The sequence below is a fragment of the Spirosoma utsteinense genome, assembly GCF_014282275.1.
Classification (GTDB): domain Bacteria; phylum Bacteroidota; class Bacteroidia; order Cytophagales; family Spirosomataceae; genus Spirosoma; species Spirosoma utsteinense.
In genome coordinates, this window is sequence record NZ_VFIA01000045.1 from 1 (window position 1) to 22,788 (window position 22,788).

The following is a 22,788-nucleotide window of genomic DNA, read 5'->3' on the forward strand; positions in this document are numbered from 1 at the left end:
TGGAGTTTCACGGTGGCTACGGCTGAAGATAAACTCAAACGATGGTATGAGCAGGTCAATCCTATGAATAAATCAGATTATTCTAATAATTAAATTGGACAAGTACTAGTAATTTATTTTTACACTGAACAGCAGCGACTTGGTGTTGGGACTGTTGAAGTAATCCTGTCCCCGTGAGTTACCCGTTCCGTTCAAACCGGTTTCCGGGTCGATGCCCACGACCTTGGTCCACAGCACCGGGTTCCGGCCGGTGACGGTAAAATCGACCGACTGGAGTTTTGTCCGCTGCCGGAATTTGGGCGAGTTCAGGGAGTAACCAAACGAAACTTCCCGCAGGCGGGTCCAGCTGCCATCGGTGATAAACTGCTCAACCAATGTGCTGAAGCCGCCCCCGATTGATGTATAATAGGTTTCGTCGAGCAGGACCGGACCGGCACCGAAATCCTGAACCTTACCCCGTACCGTACTGCCAGCAGCAATTACCTTCCCGGCATAGTTTTTCAGGTCCTGCGTCAGGGTTACGTCATTTCCCACATCGCTGTGCGTACCGAAGTGGTACATCACCCCCCGGGTACCATTGTAGAAATCACCCCCCTGCGAGGTTTCGAAGAGCACATTCATGGAGACACCTTTGTAGGACAGATTAGTGCCAAAACCACCACGCCAGTCCGGATTGGGGTTGCCCAGAACACCGAACGACGGGGCAATCTGCGGAAAACCATTGGCGTTGAGTACCATAGCGCCTGTTTCATTCCGCTGATAAACACCCCCGTAGAGGGACGACATGGCGTATCCCACTTTGGCGACGGTACTGGCGGTACTGCTAAACCCACCAAGGGTTATGTTATCCGTTCCGGCCAGGTTGAGGACTTTATTGACGTTCCGGCTCAGGTTGGCCATAACGTTCCAGCGGAAGGTGTTCCGGCTCAGGATGTTATAGTTAAGGTCCAGTTCGAGCCCTTTGTTCTGCATACTCCCCGCGTTGGTATATTTCTGGGTAAATCCCGTAGAACCCGCCGTGGCAACATCAAGCAGCAGGTCGACAATCTTGTTCTGGTAGTAGGTGAATCCCACCGACAGGCGGTCGTTCATGAACCGCAGATCGGTACCCAGTTCCCACTCGGTCTTCCGTTCAGGACGCAGGTTGGGATCGCCCTGCCGGTTGCTGCTGACGAACGCTCCATTTCCGTAGCCGGTGCCGCTAACCGGCCCGCCCCAGCTGCCGAACGATGCGTTCACAAAAGTGGTCGTGTTCCGGTAGGCATCGGGCTGAACCCCGACGGTACCGTAAGAGGCCCGCACCTTGCCGAATGAGATAATTTTATTTCCCGACAGCAGGGGCGACTTGGTAAACTGCCAGGCCACATCGGCTGAAGGGTAATAAAACAATGACTGCGACTGGCTCCCGAAGGTAGAACCGGCCTCACCCGCCAGCGAAAAGTTCAGGAACACCTGGTCGAGAAACCCGAGGTTCAGCGACGAGTACAGACGGGCCGTCCGGCGGTGGGTCGATTGGTTGTACGGAATCCGGTTGGAGGCCAGTCCGTTCGAGAAGTTAGCCGGTGCATCGGGGATGATAAACGTATTGAGCGTACCACCCAGGTTATAATATTTCCGGTCGTTGACGTTGAAGCCCACGATCAGCGAGGTAGTGATGTCTTTGCCGATATCCTTGAAAACCCGACCGATCACATCCAGATTCATCTCCGTTTCTTTCAGCATCTGCTGCTCGAAGAAGCCCAGCCCGCTGTTGACAGCCGACGACACCGGCGAGTCGGTATCGCGCAGGTCGGTGTAGCTATCCAGACCACCCCGGGCGGTCAGATCGAACCACTTGACGGGCGTCAGCATAATTTCTGAACTCAGGATAAACCGATCAACCTCGGTGGTGTTGACCATTTCGTTGATTGCCCATAACGGATCGTTATAAACAGGGTTCGGCGACGCGCCCAGGTAGTTCCGGAAAGAGCGCTGGCGGTTCGGAATCGGGCTGGCCGTCGGCGAGGCATAATAGTTTCCTTTGTAACCCCGGTTGTCGTAATCGGGCGGTGTCCGAAGCATACCGATATACAGGCCCGCTACGCTGTTACTCCGTTGCACGCGGTTCGATGTCGTGCGGGCGTAGGTAGCGTTGGTCGTTGCCTTGAGTATGTCATTGAAGCGCCGTTCGGTATTGAACCGGACGGTTGTCCGTTTGTAATCGCTCTGTCCGTTCAGAATACCCTGCTGACGTAGATCACCGATGCTCAGGTAGAAATTTCCTTTCTCATTCCCACCGCTCATATTGACGTTGTTATCGATATAGGTTCCAGTCCTGAACACCTGATCCCGGCGAATATCGTTGAACGTTTCTTTCGAGTTCTTCTTGATGATCGGGTAAAAAATCTGGCCGTTATCGGCTTCGAAGCGTTGCCCGGTCATGTTCACGTCGTCGGCTGCCCCCGACCGGTCGGCAATGCGGTCGCCCCAGGTGAACGAGCCCGTTGAACTAAAAACCCCACCGGACCCCTGCCCGTAGGTGCTCTGCATGGGGTGAAGGCGGTTGGCCCGGTCGAACGAAACCGTCGAGCTGAGCGATACGTTGACCTTATTGCTGTTGGACCCCTTTTTCGTCGTAATAACAATAACTCCGTTGGCGGCTCTCGACCCCCATAAGGCGGCAGCCGATGCGCCTTTCAGTACCTGCATGGTGGCAATGTCGTTGGGGTTGATGTCGTTGAGACGGGACTGTTGCGAAACGCCCGCCACACCGTCGCCCAGGGTCGAGTTACTGACGGGAATGCCGTCGACGATGACCAGCGGCTGGGTAGAGCCGGTAATGGTATTCTGCCCACGGATCTGAATGTAGGAGCCTGCTCCCGGATCGCCGGATGAGCGCGTAACCTGCACCCCGGCCGCTTTACCCGACATACTGTTGATGAGGCCCGTTTCGCCGGAACGAACAATGTCTTTCGAATCGATCTTCGAGGCCGTAGACCCGAGCTTATCGGCATTTTCCTTGAACCCCAGCGCACTCACGACCACTTCAGCCAATGCCGTCTCTCCCGGAACGAGCGCCACCGAAATGGTGCTTTGATTACCAATGGCTACCTCGGTAGATTTCATACCAATGAAGGAGAACACCAGTGTTCCGGAGGCATTTTCGGCGGGAATCGACAGCGTGTAATCACCACTAGCATTCGACGATGCGCCGATGGATGTGCCCTTTATGGCTACGTTGACGCCCGGTATAGCCAAACCGTCTTCCGACGACGTAATTCGGCCCTTGACGGTCCGGCCCTGGGCCAGCACATACCCTGAGGAGCCGATCATAAATAAAAACAGCACGAGCAAGTAGTCTTTTCTCATCATTGTAGGGGGTTGATTGAATTCATTTTGTAATAGACTGCTGTTCAGACCGGGCATAGACCCTCCGCCCAACCCAAATTGGTTGGTGTCGATAATCAGATGAAAGAGAAAATAAAGCATGCATAGCCCTGACCAAACCAGATCAGGCTATCGTGAATCAGGACGTGCGTCTGCTGCGTGCCGGCTTACCTGCGCTTCTCCCGGGAGGAGACGACAAGGCGGGTTGGCATATACAAACGAACAGGCGGCCGTTACCGCCGTACAGGAAAATGGTTATAGATGGCGACTACTGTCTACCGGTTCACGTCGAGTGCGGCCAGATGTGAACATTTAAAAAGCGAACGCTATGTGGGTTAGCGTTTGTTGTTGCTCTATGTCAAAACTAATAGTCCCAACAGAGAGGAACAAGCTTTTCCAAATATAATTTTGGCAATTATCAATAGTTACTAATTTTATTCAATAAATAATAGAAATATTAAAATTAAATCTAAGTATTTATAACAATATCAAAATTATATAAAAGTGTTTATTGCATTTAATCTGTTTTTAATTTCACTTCTGGTAGATAGCTGGGAACCTGTTGAGAATTACTGGCAGGAGGGTGTCGGTTGTAGCCTGGACGGCCACGTCCGGGTGGGTAAGCGTATTCCCAGTTCACTCCCGTTGCGGGTGTATCACATACAACTCCGGCACTAACGTACGGGTAAGCGTATTCCCAGTTCACTCCCGGACGTAGCCGTCCAGGCTACAACCGACACCCTGGCTGAATGAAACACGGGCCAACGTGATAATTCTGAACAGGTTCTGGCTATACGTCAGTCAAGACGAAGCATGAGCTTACCAATGTGGTTTCCGGCTGCCATCAAGGTCTGGGCCTGAGCCGCTTCAACTAACGGAAGCGTCTGGTAAACGACCGGTTTCAATTGGCCAGTTGCCACGAGCGGCCAGACCTGCTCTTCGACCTCTGCAGTCAGGGCGGCTTTAAAGTCAGCATCACGTGGCTTAAGCATGCTGCCACTTACCGTTATCCGCTTCTGCATGAGCGTTGGAATATGAAATGGGCTATCGGCTCCCTGCATGGCGTTGATAAACATAAGCCGTCCGTCGGTTGCCAGCAAGCGGAGGTTTTTGTTGGTATAGTCGCCCCCAACCATATCCAGGATGACATGTATACCTACGTCAGCCAGTACTTTTTCAAAATCCTCGGTTTTGTAGTTAATGCATTGGACAGCGCCCAGTTGCTCGCAGGCGGCACATTTTTCGTCACTACCCGCCGTCGCATAGGCCCTGGCTCCCAAGGCCTTAGTCAGTTGAATGGCCGTTACGCCAATCCCGCTGCTGCCCCCGTGAACCAGAAAATTCTGGCCCGCCGACAGCTGACCCCATTGAAAGACCGTCGACCAGACAGTAAGCACCGTTTCGGGCAGGGAAGCCGCTTCCACGAAGGACAGACTGGCAGGAACGGGCAAGCAGTGCCGGGCATCGACAGCCACATACTCGGCGTAGCCGCCACCATTGATCAGCGCACATACCGCATCACCAATCTGCCAACGGCTGACGTCAGCACCACATTCTACCACGGTACCCGCCACTTCCAGGCCTGGAATCTGACCTGCCGGATCGGTTCCGTAGCCGCCCTGACGCTGGTGAATATCGCTTCGGTTGACACCGGCAGCCCGCACCTGAATCAGCACTTGTCCAGTCAGCGGAGTTGGGGTTGGCCGATCCTGTAACTCCAGAACAGATTCGTCGCCGGGGCGGGTTATGATAATCGCTTTCATAGACCTACAACCACAAATAGAGACTTTTGTCAGTCGGGTTTGACGGAGTTTCCTGCCTGACCACACGTTTCACCGGTTTTCAGTGGCCTGGGGTTGGCGACTATGATAGCACCTCATCCCATCAGAACACAACCCCTGTTCGAACAGATTGCCGGGAAAATGGTAGTTAAGCTAGCACCCTTTGTCCAGCAGCCATGAGCCAACCCTCTGCCCCTGATACTACGTTGCGAGAGCAACTTGTTGCGTTACTAACCGACAGTAACGCCCACCAGTCCTTCGATGAAGCCATCCATGATTTGCCCGCCGGGCTGCGGGGCGTGAAACAAGACAAACTGCCCTACAGCATCTGGCAGCTTGTCGATCATATCCGGATTGCCCAATCGGATATTCTCGAATTCACGCGCGACCCCTCCTACCAGTCGCCACCATGGCCAGCGGGATACTGGTCGCCGGACGCAGCCCCCGCCGATGAGGCTTCCTGGCAGCAGGCAGTGGACCAGATTCGTCAGGACCGCGACGCATTTGTGGCCCTGCTCAACGACCGGGACCAGGACCTGTATACGCCTTTCGCGCATGGTGACGGGCAGAACCTGCTTCGGGAGGCCCTGCTCATTGCCGACCATAACGCCTATCACGTTGGCGAGATCATCATTATACGGCGCTTGCTCGATGCCTGGAAATAACACAGGCCATCAACGCGGAATCGTTGATAGCCTGTGTTACTAATGGAAGACGGTCAGCATTAGTACAACGAGTTGGAGAATGACGTATTTCAGGGAGAATCAATCAGGTTGTGTATGCATGCATCAATAGACCGACCGGGGCCGGTCGGCTGGACGAACACCCCAGGTAGGGCTGGGTGCCTTTCCCATTTCGATGAGGAGTTCCCCCCCGTCAAGAATCGTCTGGTGTAGCAGGTACGCGGGCAAATAGGGCTTCCCGTTCAGGGTCACGCGCTGGATATAGCGATTAGCAGCGCTGTTATTCACCGTTTTCAACCGGAATGATTTGCCATTTTCAAGCCGAAGGGTAGCCTCGTCGAAAACGGGACTGCCAAAGACATACGCTCCATTGGCCGGGTTGACCGGATAGAATCCCAGCGACGACAACACATACCAGGCCGACATCTGGCCGACATCTTCGTTGCCGCTCAACCCATCAGGGCGGGTGGTGTACAGACTATCAAGAATGTAGCGAACATGGTCGGCCGTTTTCCAGGGCTGGCCCACGTAGCCATACAGGTACGTAATATGATGGCTCGGTTCGTTGCCGTGGGCATACTGACCAATCAGGCCCGTAATATCGCTGGAGGCTTCGCTGCCCATGTCGCCCTTGATCACAAACAGGGAATCAAGCTTTTGCGTAAAGGCTTTTTCGCCCTTGAAAAGAGCAATAAGCCCGTCTACATCCTGCGGCACCAGCCAGGTGTACTGCCAGGCATTACCCTCGGCGAAATCATCTTTCATGTGCCGCGAAACCAGCGGGCTGAAGGGAGTTCGCCGTTCGCTGTCCGATACCCGCCCCCGCATGAACCGGGTCTGAGGATCGAAGTACGACTGATAGGCTTTGGCCCGCTTGCTGAAGTAAGCATAGTCGTCGGATCTGCCCAGTTTCCGGGCCACCTGCGCAATGGCCCAGTCGTCGATGGCGTATTCTAGTCCGCGGGCCACACTCTCCACCATACTATCGGCGGGTATATAGCCGAGCGTTTTGACGAATTTCAGCCCCCGCTCGTCGAGCATAGCGCTCTTCTTCATTGCTTCGAATGTCCGATTGATGTCGACGCCGGGAATACCCTTCAAACAGGCATCGGCAACAACGGGCATGGCGCTGTTGCCGGGCATGGTATTGGTCTCATTACCAACCAGATGCCATACGGGCAATTTCCCCTGCTGATCAAAAATAGCCAGCATCGAATTCACCATGTCGCCAACGCGCCGGGGCTGGGTGATGGTAAACAAGGGGTTGGCAGCCCGATAGGTATCCCAAAGCGAGAACGTGGTCATGTTGGCAAAAGGGGCTTTGGTATACACCTTTTTGTCGGTGCCGCGGTAATCGCCGTTGTGGTCGTTGAATAGCGAGGGCGCAACCTGCGTGTGGAACAAAGCCGTGTAAAAGATTTTGAGCCGGTTCTGGTCTTTCGTCTTCACGACGACCTTCCCTAACTCCCGGTTCCAGGCGGCATCGGCGTCGGCCGTTACGCGGGGGAAGTTCCAGTGGGGCAGTTCCGCCCGGATGTTAGCCAGGGCGTTGGCACTACTTACCGGCGAAATGCCTACTTTCACCAGGACTTTTTCATTGGCCTGCGTGGCAAAACTCACTACGCCCTTCACCCGAACCCCTTTGGCCGACAGGCCCGAAATCGGGGTTTGATCGGAGTAGACATCCAGCTTTTGAATTGGTTTCGCAAAGACGATGGCAAAATACAGACGCTGGTCGGGTGCCCATCCCTTCGAGAACCGGTACCCCACCAGTGTTGAGTCGTTGCTTTTTTCCAGGTAGGTTTCCGTGGGTCTGTCTCCCACGCCCTCGCCCAGGTCGATGACAATATGGGCATCACTGGCTTTGGGGTAGGTATATTGATGCAGACCCACCCGCTCGGTTGCCGTTAGCGCCACGTCGATATTGTACCGTTGCAGCTTTACGGCATAGTAGCCCGGCCGGGCGATTTCGTCCGTATGGGCGAACCGGGAAGCATACCCGCTCCGGCTGTCTTTACTGGTTCCCCGGCTGAGTTTGACAGGGCCTGTAGTTGGCATCAGCAGCACATCGCCCAGATCGCCGATGCCCGTGCCGTTCAGGTGCGTGTGCGCGAAGCCGACGATGAGCGAATCGGAATAATGGTAACCCGAACACCAGTCCCAGCCCTGCGACATCTGCGTGGGGCCCAGCTGAACGGCACCGAAGGGTACGTTGGCTCCCATGAAAACGTGTCCATGAAAGCCAGTGCCGATGAAAGGATCGACGTAGCGGGTTAGCTGAACGGGCGGGCGAACCTGAGCAACCGTGGCAATGGCAGGCAGCAACAGGGCAACCACCTGAAACAGAACGGTACGTTGACGAAATAAGCGGGCAGAAAAGAAACGCATATCGGTAAGTTGTTGAGATACCGTCAGCCTTAGTGGCCAACGGTTAATGAGGCATTGTCGACCGGGAAAAGAGCAGCAGTCGTTTTCCCGTCAGCACCCGGAAGAGGTAGGTCCTGCTTTTCATCCGGTGTCTGGCAATTGGACCAATTCGGGTAGGGTCCATTGGTTTTCGACATTAACTTGGTGGTGGAGACGGCCCCCGTGCCGCGAGGGGGTTAGGGGTTGGCTCCGGGGTTCCTCACGGGCTGGGCAGCGCTTTCTGTCCGGGCGTGACCAGAGACACCAGCAGCAGTTGCTGTGGCCAGAATGAACAGAAAACCCGCATAACTAGCTTAGCTTAAATACCCAGGCAGGTTGGCCAGCCAGTTGCTGCCGAACTTTGTCGGGGACGGTGACGGTCATTGTAGCCCCTGATTTTTGCCACTTTAGCGGCTGTTTGCTTCCCAGCAGCGTCAGCGTTTTGGTGGGCATAAGGGGCAGCGTAACCTGCGCGGGCAACTGCGTTTCCGATTCGGCGGGGAGATACGACGCATAGGTGACGTTGCCATTACGGGTGAACGCCCACTTATTCTGCCGGTAAGGAGCCAGTGGCTTGGTCCCGTAGATGGATTCACCGTTCACCTGAAGCCAGCTACCAATCTGAGCCAGCCGCTGGTAGGCTTCTTCGTGCCATTCCCCATCCGGACCGGGCGCTATGTTCAGCAGCATATTGCCGTTCTTCGCCACCACATCGACCAGCGTCTGGACCAGCTTACGGGCCGATTTGAAGTTTTCTTTGGGGATATACGACCAGCTGTCGCCCATGGTCAGGCAGGTTTCCCAGGGAATAGGCATGTAGTGGTCCGGGATCTGTTGTTCGGGCGTTACGTAATTTTCGAACTCCCCCGTTACCGTGCGGTCAACGACCAGCAGACCCGGTTGTTTCTGGCGCGCCATACCGGCAATGCGCGCCATATCGATGTCCTGATTGAAGGGAATCGTTCGCTGCCAGCTGATGGTTGAATCGATCGTGCTGAACGGACGAACCCAGCCGCCATCCAGCCAGAGAATGTCGACTTTGCCGTAGTCCGTCATCAGCTCCTGAATCTGGTTGTAGGTGAAATCTTTGAACTTCGTCCACTCGGCGGGGTACTTCTTTGGATCGTAGTTCACATTCCGGTCTTTGGGCGGGAAGTACGGTTTCCAGTAGTGTTCGTTATGCCAGTCGGGTTTCGAAAAGTAGGTGCCTACCATGAAGTTCTGCCCCCGGAAAGCCTGAAGGATCTCTTTGGTAACGTTGCTGCGCGGGTTTGTGGAGAACGGTGTTTTCGAACTGGTAATCTTGTAATCGGTTTCCCGGGTGTCGAACATACAGAACCCGTCATGGTGCTTGGTGGTGAAGATAACGTATTTCATTCCCGCCTTCTGAGCGGCATCGGCCCAGCGGTCGGGATTGAATTTTACGGGATTGAAGGTTGTCTGCAACGCTTCATACCCCTTCTTGTACTCATACCAGTTGTCGGCAGTTGGGCCTTTTCGTTCACACCAGCCCTCGTCTTCGGGGCAGAGCGACCAGGACTCTACAATACCCCGTTCGCTGTAGGTGCCCCAGTGCATGAGCAATCCAAATTTCACCGACTGCCACTGGTCGAGCTTTTGTTTGACCAGCGCATCGGTAGGCCAAACGTACTTGGTATGGTTTTGCTCGGCATGCTGCTGGCTGTAGCCGGGCAACGAAAGTAGCAGAGCGGTGAATAAGGTGAGGTAGGTAGATTTCATAACAACAGCTAACGGAATAAAGCAAACAGTAATGCACAGACATCAGCCCACCGGATGGGTTGACTATCACTGGTAATTGATCAGGCAGCCTACGGGCGTTACCCGGGCCACGGGCACAGGCTGGCCGTGTAGGGTGGCTTCCAGCGCATCACGCAGGTACTGCACCGTGGGAGATGGCCGGTATTTTCCCAGTTTGTAAAACTGATCATCCACACTACCCCGGTACAAAATCCGGTCTCTGGCATCCAGCAAAATAACCTCAGGTGTGGTGGTCGCTTTATAGCGCTTCACCAGCCGATGGCGTGGGTCCAGGCGACGGGGCACCCGAAAGGAGTAGGCTTTCTCGAACGCTTCGACCTCCCCGACCGTAACTGTTTCGGTAGGATAAATCGCTTCGAACATCACTCGATCCGCATACGTATCAGCCAGCGCCTGAAAACGGCTGGTGGTCTTCTGGGAGATGGGACACTCGGTCTCCAGAAAAATAAGCACCCGCAGGGAGGGTTGAGGGCGCATTGCCAGTAGTCCCAGCAATCCACCCATCAGGATAAGACAGGAAACAAACCGGGCGTTCATGACAGGTTTAATAAGAAGCCAGCACTTTCTCCATTACATACGCATGCGTTCCCAACCATTTGGCGGCTCCATCCAGCTTGGTCACCTCTACAATGAGATCCCGCCGGAATCCACTCAGACAATGTTTGTTGATGGCCTGCCTGATCGGGTTGGTGATAAACATCGATCCCTGGGCCAGTACCCCGTCGATGATGATGACTTCCGGATTGAACAGGTTGACCGCAATAGACAGCCCCTTGCCCAGCTGGTAGCCCGTTTCGTGGAGCAGATCGATCGCGAAGGAATCCCCTTCGTGGGCTGCTTCAATGATATGGGTGATGTTGATCTGATTCAGATCGTGCCGAAAGGCAGCGAGTCGGGTCTGCTGACCAGCCTCAACGGCCCGCTGCATATGGCGGACCAGCGACGAAGCGGAGGTTATCGTATCGAGACAGCCTACCTTCCCGCAATGACATAATTCACCGTTGGGGTCTACCTGAATATGTCCCAGCTCACCCGCAAAACCGGAAGCCCCCTGAAAGACCTCTCCGTTGATGATGATACCTAAACCAAGCCCCCAGTCGATGTTAATGGACAGGACGTGATTTTTACCCTGACCGCCCCCAAACCGGTTTTCGCCCAGGGCCGTTGCTTTCGTATCGTTGATGAGAAATACGGGCCAGCCCACCTGCTGCTCCAGCCAGTCGGTAAATGGCTGGTCGGTCAAATTCAGATTGGGATACGTCAGGTTGACGCCCCGGCGGGTATCGATGAGGCCTGGCAGGGTTAAACCAACGGCCATAATCTGATCGTGTGATAAGCCTGATTCGGCCAGCGACTCGGTAACGAACGTGGCCAGAAACGTCAGGAACTGAGCGCTGTTTTCCAGATGGGTATCTACTACGCGCTGAAAAATAACTTCCCGCCGTGGGTTGACAATCATCAGGCGGGTATCATGGGTAGTGCTGTCGAGGATCAGCACGTAATGTTCACCTGCGTTGAGGCTAAAGAGCACCGGCCGACGGCCGTTATTACCGGAGGCTGTACCCACGGCATTGACCCATCCCTGTTCAAGAAGCTCTTCAACCAGACCCGTGATAGAAGGGATACTGGTATGCAGCGTTTCAGCCAGTTGTGCCAGTGTACGGGAGCCTTGCTGGTACAGGTGCCCCAGAATGGCCCGCGCTTTCTGGTTCTTCTTGTAATCGACAACCGACTGCTTTGTCAAAAGCAGGTCGTCTTCTGATGAGGGTGTAGGGAGCATACGTACTAGATCTTTTTCATACAAGCCGGTGGTATACACATTTTACTAAAAAAGTTGACCAAAAGGTCACAGCGCTCTTTTTAAAATTTTTTACAAACTTAAGGGCGATTCCCTAAAAAAACAGAATTATTCAAAAAAGACCTAATTATTTTATGCCATTTTAACGGCTTTGCCAAATGATTATCGGTTCAGTATCCATTCGGCCTTAATCGCTCGTAAGAATACCGCATCTGATCAATCCTGAAATGCCGCCCGATCCATTTGCTGTATCTTGTCATCACCGGCTGAAACTGATAACGAACGAATTTAATGAATTGATAACCACAGGTATATCAGTGAGCGAACGGTCCTCCGGGGAGCCGTTCGCTATTTTTTTAAACAGCCGCTGCTCGCTGTAGTAACACATTCATTCACTAACTCACAGGTTGGCAGCAGGTTACGACAAGATGATCCATTTTTCCTTAGAAGCGTTCGCAACAAGCCTAGCCCGGGGAAGTTCCCAATACTGTTGCTGACTGGCTTGCTGGTAAACAGTTGGTTCGACCAAAGAACCAGCCAAAAGGTGACACAAACGCTCAACGTTTACCCAATCAAAACACATGAAAAACGTATTTCGACCAGCGGTCTTAGCGAGCCTGGCGTTGCTGGCTTTTCTAACGGCCTGCGACAAGGATGATGTAGTCGATCCTCAGATTCCCGAAACCAACCAACAGCCAACCTCTTCCCAGATCGAAGGCAATGTATTTGAGCCCGCGCTGGTAGCAGCAACCGATCAGCGCGTTGCCCAGCTTCGGGTACCCGCTGGTTTTGCTATTGCCAAATACGCTGACCAGCTCGGCAAGCCCCGGATGCTGGCCGTCAGTCAGTCGGGTAATGTGTATGTGACAAGCCGGGAGGCCGGAACCGTAACGCTGTTGCGCGATACGAATAGCGATGGAAAATCCGACCAGAGTCAGGTCGTGGCCACGATCAAGAGTGTGCATGGCATTACGATCTATGCAGGCAAAATGTATCTGGCCTCGATCAAAGAGGTGTACAGAGCCGACATCAATGCCGACGGGACGCTTGGCCAGCCTCAGGCACTCATCACAAATTTGCCCGATGCCGGACAGCATCCCAACCGTACGCTGGCTTTCGGACCTGATGGCCTGATGTACATTACGGTGGGAAGTACCTGCAACGCCTGCGCCGAACCCAACCCCGAACATGCCACCATGCTCCGGGCCAACCCGGACGGTACAGGACGGATTATCTTTGCCAGTGGCCTTCGCAACACCATCGGTTTTGGCTGGCACCCCGAAACGAAGGAACTGTACGGCTTCGATCACGGCATCGACTGGCTCGGTGATGAACAGCAGAAAGAAGAACTGAATGTGATCAAACAGGGCGCTTTTTACGGATGGCCCTATATCTACGGTGATGGTAATTACAACCCCCACCCCCGGCCGATGGGCGATACGACCTACGCGCAGATACTGGCAAAAACGACCCTTCCCAGCCTGTCTTACGACGCGCATGCTGCCCCGCTGGGTATGGTGTTCTACAGCAGCGCTACCGGAGCAGCAGGCGGCTTTCCGGCCGAGTACCAGAATGATGCATTCGTAACGATGCGGGGATCGTGGAACCGCACGAAACCGTCAGGATACAACGTGGTGCGGGTGCATTTCGAAGGCGGGAAACCTGCCCGTATCGACAATTTCGTAACCGGGTTCCTCGTCGATGATAACCAGGCCCAGTTTGGTCGCCCGGTAGGTATCGCCACCATGCCCGACGGGTCACTTCTCTTTACGGATGACAACAACGGCGTCATTTACCGCGTAAGCCGTACGCAGTAAGTCAGGTTTCGTAAAAAACGGGAAGCCCCTCTGTCGGTTAGTAGTCGACAGAGGGGCTTCCCGTTTTTTTGAACATAGATCCGTCAGGTCCGGGTTGCCGACTGGGCATCCTGAATCAGACTATTTTCGTCCCATCCCTCGTCAATGCGCAAGTCGGGCGAACTGCGGTCGGCCTGAATGACGCGTTCGAGTTCTTCCATCGTTTCGCGGGCCGCACTGACGTATTCGTCTTCATTGCGGATGGCGGATAACCGTTTCAGGGTTCGCTCATCATGGACGAAGAATGTTTTGGCCGCCCGCGTCGCTTCGTGCGCCCGGTATCCCAGCAGCGTCAGTGCATCGACTCCCACCCGCAGGCTCGTATCGAGGGTTTCGCGGTAGATGTGCAGCATCCCGGCGTTCATCAGATCGTAGGCATCGTAGCGGTTCGTTGACCGGACAAGGATATGCAGGTCAGGAAAATGCTTTTTAACCGTTTCGACCAGTTCAAGTCGTTTTTGCTCGTCACTGATGGCGATTACAATGATCTTGGCTTTGCCGGCCCCGGCAATTTCCAGCAGATCGTGGCGACTGGCATCGCCGTAATATACGTTGAACCCCATCCGCCGGAGCCAGTCGACATTATCGCTGTCCACGTCCAGAACCGTGGTTCCTACGTTATTGGCCTGCAAAAACCGACCGACCGTATTACCAAAGTGACCATATCCCGCGATGATGACCGGATTTTCTTCGGCTACGATATCGCTTTCTCTTTCGTCTTTATTGACCACGCCGAGCCGGGTCAGCAGCAACTTTTCGTTCAGCAGCATCGCCAGGGGTGTAAGCGCCATCGTAATGGCGACAACGGCGGTCATGACATCGGTCAGTTGTTTATCCAGTACGCCCTCCTGCGCCGTAAAACTGAAGAGGACAAAGGCAAACTCGCCTATCTGACACAACCCGAAACCAAAGATCAGGTTTTGATCTGTCGATAGCTTGAAGGTCTTACCAATAATGAGCAGCACAATCAGTTTGCATGCCATCAGGCCAAGGACGAGACCGAATATCAACGCCGGATTGGCGAGAATCAGCTGAAAATCGATGGAAGCGCCTACGGCCATGAAAAACAGACCCAGCAGCAGCCCTTTGAACGGATCAATATCGCTTTCCAACTCGTGACGGTACTCGCTGTTGGCCAGCACGACACCCCCCAGAAACGTGCCCAGGGCCGGGCTCAGCCCCACCGTTGTCATCAGCACCGCAATACCCACCACCAGCAACAGCGCCGTAGCCGTGAAAAGCTCCCGCATGTTGGTTTTGGCCACGATCCGGAACAGGTGGGGTGTAAGATACCGACCGGTAAGGATAATGGCAGCCACCGAGCCCAGCACGGCAATCGGCTGTAGCCAGACCGGCAACGATTCGATAGGCGTTACGCTGGCATGTGCCCCCGCCTGACTGACGGGCGTAGCGCTGGCCAGCAGTGGAAACAGCGCCAGCATGGGAATTACGGCAATATCCTGAAACAGCAGCACCGCAAAAGAAGACTGTCCGGCCGCTGTTTGCATCAGGCCTTTCTCGTTGAGCGACTGTAGGACGATGGCTGTCGACGACATCGATATGATCATACCCAGCACCAGGGCCTGTTTCCAGTCGATCCCGAAGAGCAGCGCCAGCCCGGCTACCACCACCGTGGTAATACCGATCTGCATCCCTCCCATGCCCAGGATGGTTTTACGGAGTCGCCACAGGCGTGACGGCTCCAGCTCAAGGCCAATGACAAACAGCATCATGACCACGCCGAATTCGGCAAAATGCATAATGTCGGTCCCTTCCTGGCCAATAAATTTAAGGCAGGCGGGTCCGATCAGAACGCCGGCCAGCAAATAGCCTAACACGGAGCCCAGTCCCAGCCGCTTGGCAACCGGTACCATAATGACGGCTGCGGCCAGGTAAACCATGGCCTGAAAGAAAAAAGATTCCTGCATGATGAGTCGTATAACGGAGTAAAAAACTAGACCGGCTGGTTGGCCAGCGATGCCACCAGGTCATTCATATAGTCGAGGGGCTCGACATGCTGGAAATCGATCCGTTCGGCTGCCAGCGCAGCCAGCAGTGTTCTGAACTGGGTACCGTAATCGATCAACTGATCGGGCGTAAGGCGGTGGGTAGCGTGGATGACGAAGGGCGGCAGGTAGGTCATTTTACACAGCCGGGCCGTTTGCTCGAAGGGAAGCAGAAACTGGTTGATCGGGTAGCGATTGGTACCCGTGGGGCCATACGCTTCCCGGCTACCCCCACACGAAATAACATTGAACATCTTCTTGCCAACCAGCGCGTTGCCTTTGGAACCATATGCCCAGTTATGTTCCAGCACTAGATCGAACCACTGCTTGATAATGGCCGGGCTGCTGTACCAGTAAAAAGGGTGCTGGAAAACAATGATATCATGTGCCCGGAGTAAGGCCTGCTCCCGATCGACATCGATGTACATGTCGGGGTAACGCTCGTAGAGGTCATTGATCGTTACATCGTTTAGATTGGCGCAGGACTGTATGAGCGCTTTATGCACCCTCGATTTGCTTAAAATCGGGTGCGCAAACTGAATTAAAACCTTTGCCATTCGATTGTCTTTTATCCGAGAGGACTACGCTGGTTGAATGTGTTACACACAGAAATAATTCCGGCAAACGCGTTGCCTTCCCGCTAATCGAGGTCTAAACTACTTAATTTAGTCGTTACAAGGGCGTTAAACGCAGGACTAGGAGCGTCATGACAAAGCACCTCTACGCCCGAATGCCCACCAGACACGATCAAATCTTTACCTTTGGGTATGTCCATCCGTTCCCGAACCGGCTATTCCCTGCCGGTTATTGTTTTTGCCCAGTTTGCCGGTACGTCCCTCTGGTTTGTGGGCAATGCCATTCTGCCCGAACTGCAACCCTTACTACGGGCTCCTGAACTCACCAGCTGGATCACTTCAGCCGTTCAGATAGGCTTCATCACCGGTACGCTCCTGTACGCCATACTCGGTATTCCCGATCGGTTTCGGTCTACCTATATCTTCTTCGTGTCTGTTTTGCTGGCGGCTATCGCAAACATAAGCTGGCTGTTTTTTCCCGTCAAGGCAGAATCCGTTTTGGTCAGCCGGTTTCTCACCGGCTTCTTTCTGGCCGGTGTGTATCCTGTCGGGATGAAGATCGCAGCCGACCGGTTCAAGACCGGGTTGGGTCAGGTGATGGGTTTTCTGGTGGGCGCGCTGGTGCTGGGCACCGCTTTCCCGCACTTCGTCCGGGGCATAGGCGGTCAGCTTCCGTATCGGACACTCCTGCTGCTGGTTAGCCTGCTGGCTGTTGGCGGGGGCGTTTTACTCACGGCGCTGGTACCTGCCACCGATCCACCCCCCCGCGCCCGTAGGTTTCGCGTTCAGGCGCTGGTAACCTTATGGAAACCCTCCCCCTTCCGGCCGGCGATGCTTGGCTATTTCGGGCATATGTGGGAGCTATACACCCTGTGGGCCTTTCTGCCACTCCTGATCACTTATGTCCGGCAGCAACATCCGGTCGGGGGTCTTACCGATCCGCTATGGGCGTTTGGTGCCATTGCGGCCGGAGCCCTGGGCTGCGTCGGGGGGGGCTACTGGTCCTCCCGAATCGGCAGCACCCGGGTAGCCCGGTATTTGCTGACCACATCCGGTTTGTGTATTCTGCTTACACCCCTGCTCATCCGGTCGCCACCGCTTGTCTTCGGCCTTTTTCTGGTGATCTGGGGGGCTACGGCCGCTGGCGACTCCCCCCAGTTTTCGACCCTCGTAGCCAGGCATGCTCCGCTGGAGGATCGGGGTAGTATTCTGACCCTCGTAACCTGTTTCGGCTTTTTACTGACGGTGGTATCCATTCAGTTTATGGGCTGGCTGGTCGCCCGGACGGGCATTTCGGGCTGGCTGTTTTATAGTCTCCTTCCCGGACCACTGGTAGGAATTCTGGCCCTGCGCCGGGCAGCGCGCAGCGATGGATAGTAGTGCTGGCTACGGGTAATCCCTACAGGAATGGGACTAGGCCCTTACCCTCACTCTGCGAAACATTGAAGCAGAACTAGAGTTCTGGCTGGTATTAGAACGCATTAAACCGAGATGTGCTTATGCTAGCCATGAATTATAGGGGACCTTTCCGGGTCCGCGCCGACCACAAGCCCTACCCTGAACTACTCCACCCAAGTGACGCCATCGTACGCGTAACCCGCTCCTGTATCTGCGGGTCCGATCTACACCTCTACCACGGCCTTGTACCCGACACCCGGGTAGGTATGACCTTCGGTCACGAGTTTATCGGGGTGGTCGAAGAAATCGGTTCCTCTGTTGAAAAACTGAAAGTGGGTGATAACGTCATCGTTCCTTTTAATGTAGCCTGTGGCAACTGTACGTTTTGTAAACAGGGGCTCTTTGGTAACTGTCATGAGTCGAACCCGCAAGCGACGGCCGTTGGCGGTATATTTGGTTACTCCCATACCGCTGGTGGATACGATGGCGGACAGGCCGAATTCGTTCGCGTACCTTATGCCGATGTTGGGCCAACCGTTATTCCGGACTGGATGGACCATGACGACGCGGTCCTCCTGACCGACGTAGTTCCAACGGGCTATCAGGCGGCTGAGATGGGCGGGATAAAAAAAGGAGATACCGTCGTTGTGTTCGGTGCCGGACCGGTTGGTATTCTGGCGGCTAAATGCGCCTGGCTTTTTGGTGCCGGCCGTGTCATTGTCATCGACCACCTGGAATACCGGCTCGACTTCGTCCGCAACTACGCCCAGTGTGAAGCGTATAACTTCCGGTCGATGGAGGACCCCGTTTTGTTTATCAAGAAAACAACCGACTGGTTTGGCGCTGATGTCTGCATCGATGCCGTGGGCGGAGATGCCGCCGGTAGTGCCTTGCAAACCATTACCGGTCGTAAACTTATGCTTCAGGCGGGGTCGGCAACAGCCTTGCACTGGGCGATCAATTCGGTAAAAAAAGGTGGTATCGTATCGATCGTTGGCGTATATGGCCCCACCGACAACCTGGTACCCATTGGCAACGTCGTCAACAAAGGCATTACCATCCGTGCCAACCAGGCATCGGTAAAGCGGTTGCTACCCCGTTTAATTGACCATATTCAGGCCGGGAGGCTGAACCCCAAGGGCATTATCACACACCGGGTACCGCTGGAAGAAGTTTCTGACGCCTACCATATCTTTTCGGCCAAACGCGATAACTGCATCAAGCCTGTTCTTATTCCACCTTCAGCCAGAAAATAAACAGAATACTCATGGAGACGACACCGAACGAATACGCGCATATTATTGGCTGGGGAGTGGATGCCGATCCGCAGAATGAACCCACCTACCCCATGAAAAACTACACCGGTGATGACCACCAGCGGCTGAACTATGATCGCCCGGCTCAGCAACCGACCACCGTAGAAATTCTCAAATCCAACGAGCGGCCCAACCTGACTGCGGTCTTCGGCACATCGTCGCCCCCATCGGGATTGAGCGGTGCCATCCGCCGGTACGCCTTCCGCTCCAGTGAGTCAGAGTATGGTCACTGGCTGCCCTTACTGCTGGCCGACCGGGTCAATGTTGTCGAAGGGATCATCGATGACCTCAGCCGTGGTCATATACCCAATATTTTTGCCGAGAAAGGCTGGAAGGCCGAGTGGAAACACAATCCCAAAGGCCTGACCCAGAAAGTGTTGATCGGGGCTGCTGTAACAACGGCTATCGTTGCGCTGCTGTACCGGAAAAATTCTACCAAAAAGTCCGGTCGTCTGGCCCTTTTGTCAAAAAAACTACGCCATCGCTAAGTCGGCAATAACGTAGTTACTTCATCCGAACCCTGGATACCCCGCCCCGGGATATCCAGGGTTTTTGGTTGTACATCCGACCGCTGGACCGGAGCCTGCCTTAAACACTTAAAGCCAGGCTTCGTTAGCCTTCAAACGCTAACTTTTCACGCCGTGCAATTCATCAGCCAGCTGCTCGAACATCCTGCCCTCTTTGCCTACTTCGCCGGGGCCAACAACTATACCTGGCTCCAGTTTCGAAATGGCGAACGGCGACTGCTTGCCAAACCCATTACTTATTTCGAGGAACGGCTTCCTGCCTTCGTTCGGGTTCATAAAACGGCCCTGATCAACCCTGCCTGCGTACAGAGTATTCACCGGCCGGCGCGCGCTAAAATGCCGGGCACGATACGGATGCACGACGGTACCGAGCTGCCCGTTGCCCGCCGACGCTGGAACGATGTTGTCCAGTTGCTGGAAACCAGCATGCCTCAACCCAGCCCGCCGACGAATAACCACCCCGGCACCGCCCCTCTGGCCGCGTTGCACCCTTCGGATACGGGAATACCTACTCAACATGCGCCCTATGTGGCCCCTCCGCTATTGGTGATTGCCGTCATGCAGGGCGATGCGCTGCTGCTGACCCGCGAATGCATCGACTCACTGGGACTGCCGTGCCTGCTGCATCGGCTCGACTTTGGCGCTGAACTGGCTTCTTCTTTACTAATGAGTGCGCTGGAAGAACAGCCCGCCCTCATCATTCTCGATGCCCGCACCAACCGCACCGACCGCATGCTGACTTTACGGGCCCTGAAAAGCCATCCACGTCTGCGGGCCATCCCCGTCGTTTGGCTCGCTGCTCCCGGCGACAATACCATGCAGGCTTACACGCTGGATGCTAACTCGGTGGTGGTGGTTTCTCAGGAGCCTGCTGCTTATACGCGCATCATTGAACAACTGTGTCGGTACTGGCTCACGGTCGTGCAGCTTCCTCCACAACCCGGACCAGGCAAGCCCGCCTAGGTGGGCCGTTACCTCACTCTTCAGTAATTTTCCAGTAGAGCAACGCCGTTCCCTTAGCCTGTTGGCACAGACTATAACCCAGTCTTTTTATAAGCCAGAAATGAATACCCCGGCCACCGTCTTTAGGTGGTGGCCGGGGTATTCATTTCTGGCTTATTGCGAATATTAATTCTTCTTACCTGCTTTCTCAATCTGTTCGGTCTGAGCATAGCCTTCGGGTTTCGGTGGGGCCAGCATGGGCTCATCGCCGTAAGGCTGGGCTTTGGCTTCCCGGAATTCGCTGCGTCCATCGTAGGATGGCCCACTTGTCCACCGTCGATTCGTACCAACCGATGGCTCATCGGGGTCGATATTGGTATTTACGAAGGTATAGCTGAATTCCTGATGCTCCTTGCTTTGTGGAAAGCTGTTCGGAATCGGCAGCACACCCAGCATATTGCCGTGTCCCAGTTCTTCCAGTACAGCCAGCCACTGCTGCTGGTGCATGGTGTCACGGGCAATCAGAAAAGCCAGCATATCTTTCATACCAGCATCGTCGGTCAGCTCATACAAGCGAGCGGCCAGGGTACGCCCCGTAGCCTCGGCGGTTACATTGGAAAACATGTCGGCAGCAATATTGCCCGAACTAACGATCCAGGAGCCATTGAAGGGAACACCATTGGCATCGGAAGCCAGGGCACCAAGGCCCCCTGACAGGAAATGACGGGGATCACCACCGCCGACGATCTTCTCCATGAGTGGGTCATTTCCGACAATAGTTTCGATGACACTGCTCGAGGAGCCCTCCAGATTGAGACATACAGCCGTTGCCAGCATTTCGATATGGGCTATTTCTTCGGTTCCGGTATCGAGAAGCATGTCCCGGTAGCGTACCGGACCACGCGAATTCCATGCCTGAAACAAGTACTGTAAACATACGCGGATCTCACCTTCTATGCCGCCGATGGCTTGCTGAAGAGCCCGGGCAAACTGTGGATCTGGCTTATCGACCCGCACTTTATACTGGAGTTTTTTATCGTGATAGAACATACGTATATATAGGGTTATTGGTTGCTGTTGTTTCCTGTTGACTTACCCGCACCTGTACCACCCCGGCTACTTCCGTTGATGGTGCCACTGCTTTTGCTGGATTTGGCTTTTAAAGCCGCTTTATTACTTCTACCGGCTACACCTTGTCCCGGCGTGGTGCCGCCTGTTCCGCTGCTCCTGCCCCCGGTGACGGATGAGCTTCCCTGTTTGGCGTTGCTGCCGGTCGACGAACCGGTATGTCTACTGCCGGATCCGGTCTCACCCGGTACTTGGGTGGACGTGCTTCCCGTTCCTGAGCCATTTGCCTGAGCCCGGACTTGTCCAACAGCCGCTGCAACCAGCAGGGCTACGGTTAGGATGGTCGTTTTCATAGATTTGTAGTTAGGCACTGGTTAATCGTTTTTGTAATAGGAAGGTTTGGATCGGGTGAGCAGACCCGCTCCCGTTTCCAGTAGGCCAAAAGCAACATGCGGCCAGGTGATCCGGTTGGCAAACCCCAGCAGCCAGGGCGAAGCAGCAACCAGCACTCCGGTTAAGGTATCGACAGTCAGGTGGGTGGACATCGGCAACCGTTTTGTAAGGCCCGCTTCATAGTCAGTCTGTGTCGATAAGCCTAGTACGGCTGCACCTACACCCACAGCTACCCAACGGGCGGTTTTATCGTCGGAAAAGCCAAGCAGCCAGGGTGAGGCCGCAAAAAGGGCCCCTGTCGTATAATCCAGTAATCCGTGGACTTTTGTTGGAATCGGTTTCATAAGTACTATCTGCTTTTTTGGGTAGAACACGTCTTTTCTCTGTGAGCAAACACCCTCCTTTAACCCCGCCGTTTTGCACCGGGTACCGAATTAAATGAGCTAAATAAGGGAATGGTCCGAAGACCGGTAAGACGAACCATTCCCTTATTTCAGGGGTGGCAGACTACGCTCAACGTTAGCCTGAAGAGTTGACAGTCGGAAAGTGAACGGCTAACTAAATCGACAAAGCTATGATCAATCGGCCCCTAATTCAGCGGTCACCCGAAAGCGGGCAGGAGGACACACCCTCGAAATACGACCCGGAGTTTAGTGAAAGTCTGAAGCAGACAAAGAAGAACAACAGCCCAATAACAAGCAGTCCGGACCAAACACCTTATGTTGGTAGCCATGCCGATAACTATGCCCCCGATCAGGAGCCAGAGCACGACGGACCCAGTGGCGAAAACACGAAGAATGGGGGTGAGCAGGGTGGCGGGCTATGGACTAGTGGCGGCAAAGTTACCACCGGCACTCCCTACCATGATGAAGACGATGAAACCGATTAAAAACG

Annotated in this window: 18 protein-coding genes; 7 read left to right on the plus strand and 11 right to left on the minus strand. The window is 54.5% G+C overall.

The genetic code is table 11. The annotated features are described in order from the left end of the window. Positions 1-105 precede the first annotated feature (105 nt). Complete coding sequence (locus FH603_RS23745) at positions 106-3,351, minus strand: SusC/RagA family TonB-linked outer membrane protein (RefSeq protein ID WP_244968027.1); 3,246 nt, start codon at positions 3,349-3,351, stop codon at positions 106-108. Positions 3,352-4,163: 812 nt separating this feature from the next. Beyond that, the gene (locus tag FH603_RS23750) at positions 4,164-5,129 is read right to left on the minus strand and encodes an NAD(P)H-quinone oxidoreductase (RefSeq protein WP_186740902.1); all 966 of its coding nucleotides are present in this window, start codon (positions 5,127-5,129) and stop codon (positions 4,164-4,166) included. A 194-nt stretch (positions 5,130-5,323) separates the two neighbouring features. Between FH603_RS23750 and FH603_RS23755 the strand changes: the two genes are divergently transcribed. Continuing rightward, entirely contained in the window at positions 5,324-5,812 is a 489-nt protein-coding gene (locus FH603_RS23755; RefSeq protein ID WP_186740904.1) for a DinB family protein, read from the plus strand. Between the two features lie 123 nt (positions 5,813-5,935). On the opposite strand, the gene FH603_RS23760 is transcribed toward FH603_RS23755, so the two are convergent. The 4 genes from FH603_RS23760 to FH603_RS23775 form a co-directional block, all read right to left on the minus strand. Continuing rightward, positions 5,936-8,218 (minus strand): GH92 family glycosyl hydrolase, encoded by a 2,283-nt coding sequence (locus FH603_RS23760; RefSeq protein WP_186740906.1) that lies wholly within the window; start codon positions 8,216-8,218, stop codon positions 5,936-5,938. 327 nt (positions 8,219-8,545) lie between these two features. Further along, complete coding sequence (locus tag FH603_RS23765) at positions 8,546-9,976, minus strand: alpha-L-fucosidase (protein WP_186740908.1); 1,431 nt, start codon at positions 9,974-9,976, stop codon at positions 8,546-8,548. A gap of 66 nt (positions 9,977-10,042) precedes the next feature. Then, positions 10,043-10,552 (minus strand): thioredoxin domain-containing protein, encoded by a 510-nt coding sequence (locus FH603_RS23770; RefSeq protein ID WP_235985502.1) that lies wholly within the window; start codon positions 10,550-10,552, stop codon positions 10,043-10,045. 7 nt (positions 10,553-10,559) lie between these two features. Next, positions 10,560-11,795 (minus strand): ROK family transcriptional regulator, encoded by a 1,236-nt coding sequence (locus FH603_RS23775; RefSeq protein WP_186740910.1) that lies wholly within the window; start codon positions 11,793-11,795, stop codon positions 10,560-10,562. A 599-nt stretch (positions 11,796-12,394) separates the two neighbouring features. Between FH603_RS23775 and FH603_RS23780 the strand changes: the two genes are divergently transcribed. After that, positions 12,395-13,630 carry a PQQ-dependent sugar dehydrogenase gene (locus FH603_RS23780; protein ID WP_186740912.1) on the plus strand — a complete coding sequence of 412 codons (1,236 nt, stop codon included), beginning with the start codon at positions 12,395-12,397 and terminating at the stop codon, positions 13,628-13,630. Between the two features lie 83 nt (positions 13,631-13,713). Here the strand turns inward: FH603_RS23780 and FH603_RS23785 are convergent, their stop codons facing one another. Then, the gene (locus FH603_RS23785) at positions 13,714-15,597 is read right to left on the minus strand and encodes a monovalent cation:proton antiporter-2 (CPA2) family protein (protein ID WP_186740914.1); all 1,884 of its coding nucleotides are present in this window, start codon (positions 15,595-15,597) and stop codon (positions 13,714-13,716) included. Positions 15,598-15,623: 26 nt separating this feature from the next. Beyond that, positions 15,624-16,232: an NAD(P)H-dependent oxidoreductase gene (locus tag FH603_RS23790; protein WP_186740916.1), complete on the minus strand. Its 609-nt coding sequence runs from the start codon at positions 16,230-16,232 to the stop codon at positions 15,624-15,626. 210 nt (positions 16,233-16,442) lie between these two features. Here FH603_RS23790 and FH603_RS23795 point away from each other — a divergent pair, with 210 nt between their 5' ends. The 4 genes from FH603_RS23795 (at position 16,443) to FH603_RS23810 (ending at position 20,454) form a co-directional block, all read left to right on the plus strand. Continuing rightward, a complete protein-coding gene (locus FH603_RS23795) occupies positions 16,443-17,627 on the plus strand; it encodes an MFS transporter (protein ID WP_186740919.1) in 1,185 nt (394 codons plus the stop codon). A gap of 122 nt (positions 17,628-17,749) precedes the next feature. Next, positions 17,750-18,904 carry a zinc-dependent alcohol dehydrogenase gene (locus FH603_RS23800; protein ID WP_186740920.1) on the plus strand — a complete coding sequence of 385 codons (1,155 nt, stop codon included), beginning with the start codon at positions 17,750-17,752 and terminating at the stop codon, positions 18,902-18,904. Positions 18,905-18,915: 11 nt separating this feature from the next. Next, positions 18,916-19,452: a hypothetical protein gene (locus FH603_RS23805; RefSeq protein ID WP_186740922.1), complete on the plus strand. Its 537-nt coding sequence runs from the start codon at positions 18,916-18,918 to the stop codon at positions 19,450-19,452. A 153-nt stretch (positions 19,453-19,605) separates the two neighbouring features. Next, positions 19,606-20,454, plus strand: a complete 849-nt coding sequence (locus FH603_RS23810) for a response regulator transcription factor (RefSeq protein WP_186740924.1) — start codon at positions 19,606-19,608, stop codon at positions 20,452-20,454. Between the two features lie 165 nt (positions 20,455-20,619). On the opposite strand, the gene FH603_RS23815 is transcribed toward FH603_RS23810, so the two are convergent. The 3 genes from FH603_RS23815 to FH603_RS23825 are packed head-to-tail and all read right to left on the minus strand — an operon-like array spanning position 20,620 to position 22,238. Further along, positions 20,620-21,483, minus strand: coding sequence for a manganese catalase family protein (locus FH603_RS23815; RefSeq protein WP_186740927.1), 864 nt, complete (start codon positions 21,481-21,483; stop codon positions 20,620-20,622). A gap of 14 nt (positions 21,484-21,497) precedes the next feature. Then, the gene (locus tag FH603_RS23820; protein ID WP_186740929.1) at positions 21,498-21,854 is read right to left on the minus strand and encodes a hypothetical protein; all 357 of its coding nucleotides are present in this window, start codon (positions 21,852-21,854) and stop codon (positions 21,498-21,500) included. 21 nt (positions 21,855-21,875) lie between these two features. After that, positions 21,876-22,238, minus strand: coding sequence for an SPW repeat protein (locus FH603_RS23825; RefSeq protein WP_186740932.1), 363 nt, complete (start codon positions 22,236-22,238; stop codon positions 21,876-21,878). 230 nt (positions 22,239-22,468) lie between these two features. On the opposite strand from FH603_RS23825, the gene FH603_RS23830 reads away from it, so the two are divergent. Next, positions 22,469-22,783, plus strand: coding sequence for a hypothetical protein (locus FH603_RS23830; RefSeq protein WP_186740934.1), 315 nt, complete (start codon positions 22,469-22,471; stop codon positions 22,781-22,783). The last annotated feature ends 5 nt before the right edge of the window (positions 22,784-22,788 follow it).

Excerpts from the sequence above, each read along its gene's own strand:
- FH603_RS23800 (WP_186740920.1), top strand. The coding sequence starts at position 17,750 with ATGCTAGCCATGAATTATAGGGGACCTTTCCGGGTCCGCGCCGACCAC.
- FH603_RS23775 (WP_186740910.1), bottom strand. The coding sequence starts at position 11,795 with ATGCTCCCTACACCCTCATCAGAAGACGACCTGCTTTTGACAAAGCAG.
- FH603_RS23765 (WP_186740908.1), bottom strand. The coding sequence starts at position 9,976 with ATGAAATCTACCTACCTCACCTTATTCACCGCTCTGCTACTTTCGTTG.
- FH603_RS23825 (WP_186740932.1), bottom strand. The coding sequence starts at position 22,238 with ATGAAACCGATTCCAACAAAAGTCCACGGATTACTGGATTATACGACA.
- FH603_RS23760 (WP_186740906.1), bottom strand. The coding sequence starts at position 8,218 with ATGCGTTTCTTTTCTGCCCGCTTATTTCGTCAACGTACCGTTCTGTTT.
- FH603_RS23750 (WP_186740902.1), bottom strand. The coding sequence starts at position 5,129 with ATGAAAGCGATTATCATAACCCGCCCCGGCGACGAATCTGTTCTGGAG.
- FH603_RS23785 (WP_186740914.1), bottom strand. The coding sequence starts at position 15,597 with ATGCAGGAATCTTTTTTCTTTCAGGCCATGGTTTACCTGGCCGCAGCC.
- FH603_RS23805 (WP_186740922.1), top strand. The coding sequence starts at position 18,916 with ATGGAGACGACACCGAACGAATACGCGCATATTATTGGCTGGGGAGTG.
- FH603_RS23755 (WP_186740904.1), top strand. The coding sequence starts at position 5,324 with ATGAGCCAACCCTCTGCCCCTGATACTACGTTGCGAGAGCAACTTGTT.
- FH603_RS23770 (WP_235985502.1), bottom strand. The coding sequence starts at position 10,552 with ATGAACGCCCGGTTTGTTTCCTGTCTTATCCTGATGGGTGGATTGCTG.
- FH603_RS23830 (WP_186740934.1), top strand. The coding sequence starts at position 22,469 with ATGATCAATCGGCCCCTAATTCAGCGGTCACCCGAAAGCGGGCAGGAG.
- FH603_RS23795 (WP_186740919.1), top strand. The coding sequence starts at position 16,443 with ATGTCCATCCGTTCCCGAACCGGCTATTCCCTGCCGGTTATTGTTTTT.
- FH603_RS23815 (WP_186740927.1), bottom strand. The coding sequence starts at position 21,483 with ATGTTCTATCACGATAAAAAACTCCAGTATAAAGTGCGGGTCGATAAG.
- FH603_RS23820 (WP_186740929.1), bottom strand. The coding sequence starts at position 21,854 with ATGAAAACGACCATCCTAACCGTAGCCCTGCTGGTTGCAGCGGCTGTT.
- FH603_RS23790 (WP_186740916.1), bottom strand. The coding sequence starts at position 16,232 with ATGGCAAAGGTTTTAATTCAGTTTGCGCACCCGATTTTAAGCAAATCG.
- FH603_RS23745 (WP_244968027.1), bottom strand. The coding sequence starts at position 3,351 with ATGATGAGAAAAGACTACTTGCTCGTGCTGTTTTTATTTATGATCGGC.
- FH603_RS23780 (WP_186740912.1), top strand. The coding sequence starts at position 12,395 with ATGAAAAACGTATTTCGACCAGCGGTCTTAGCGAGCCTGGCGTTGCTG.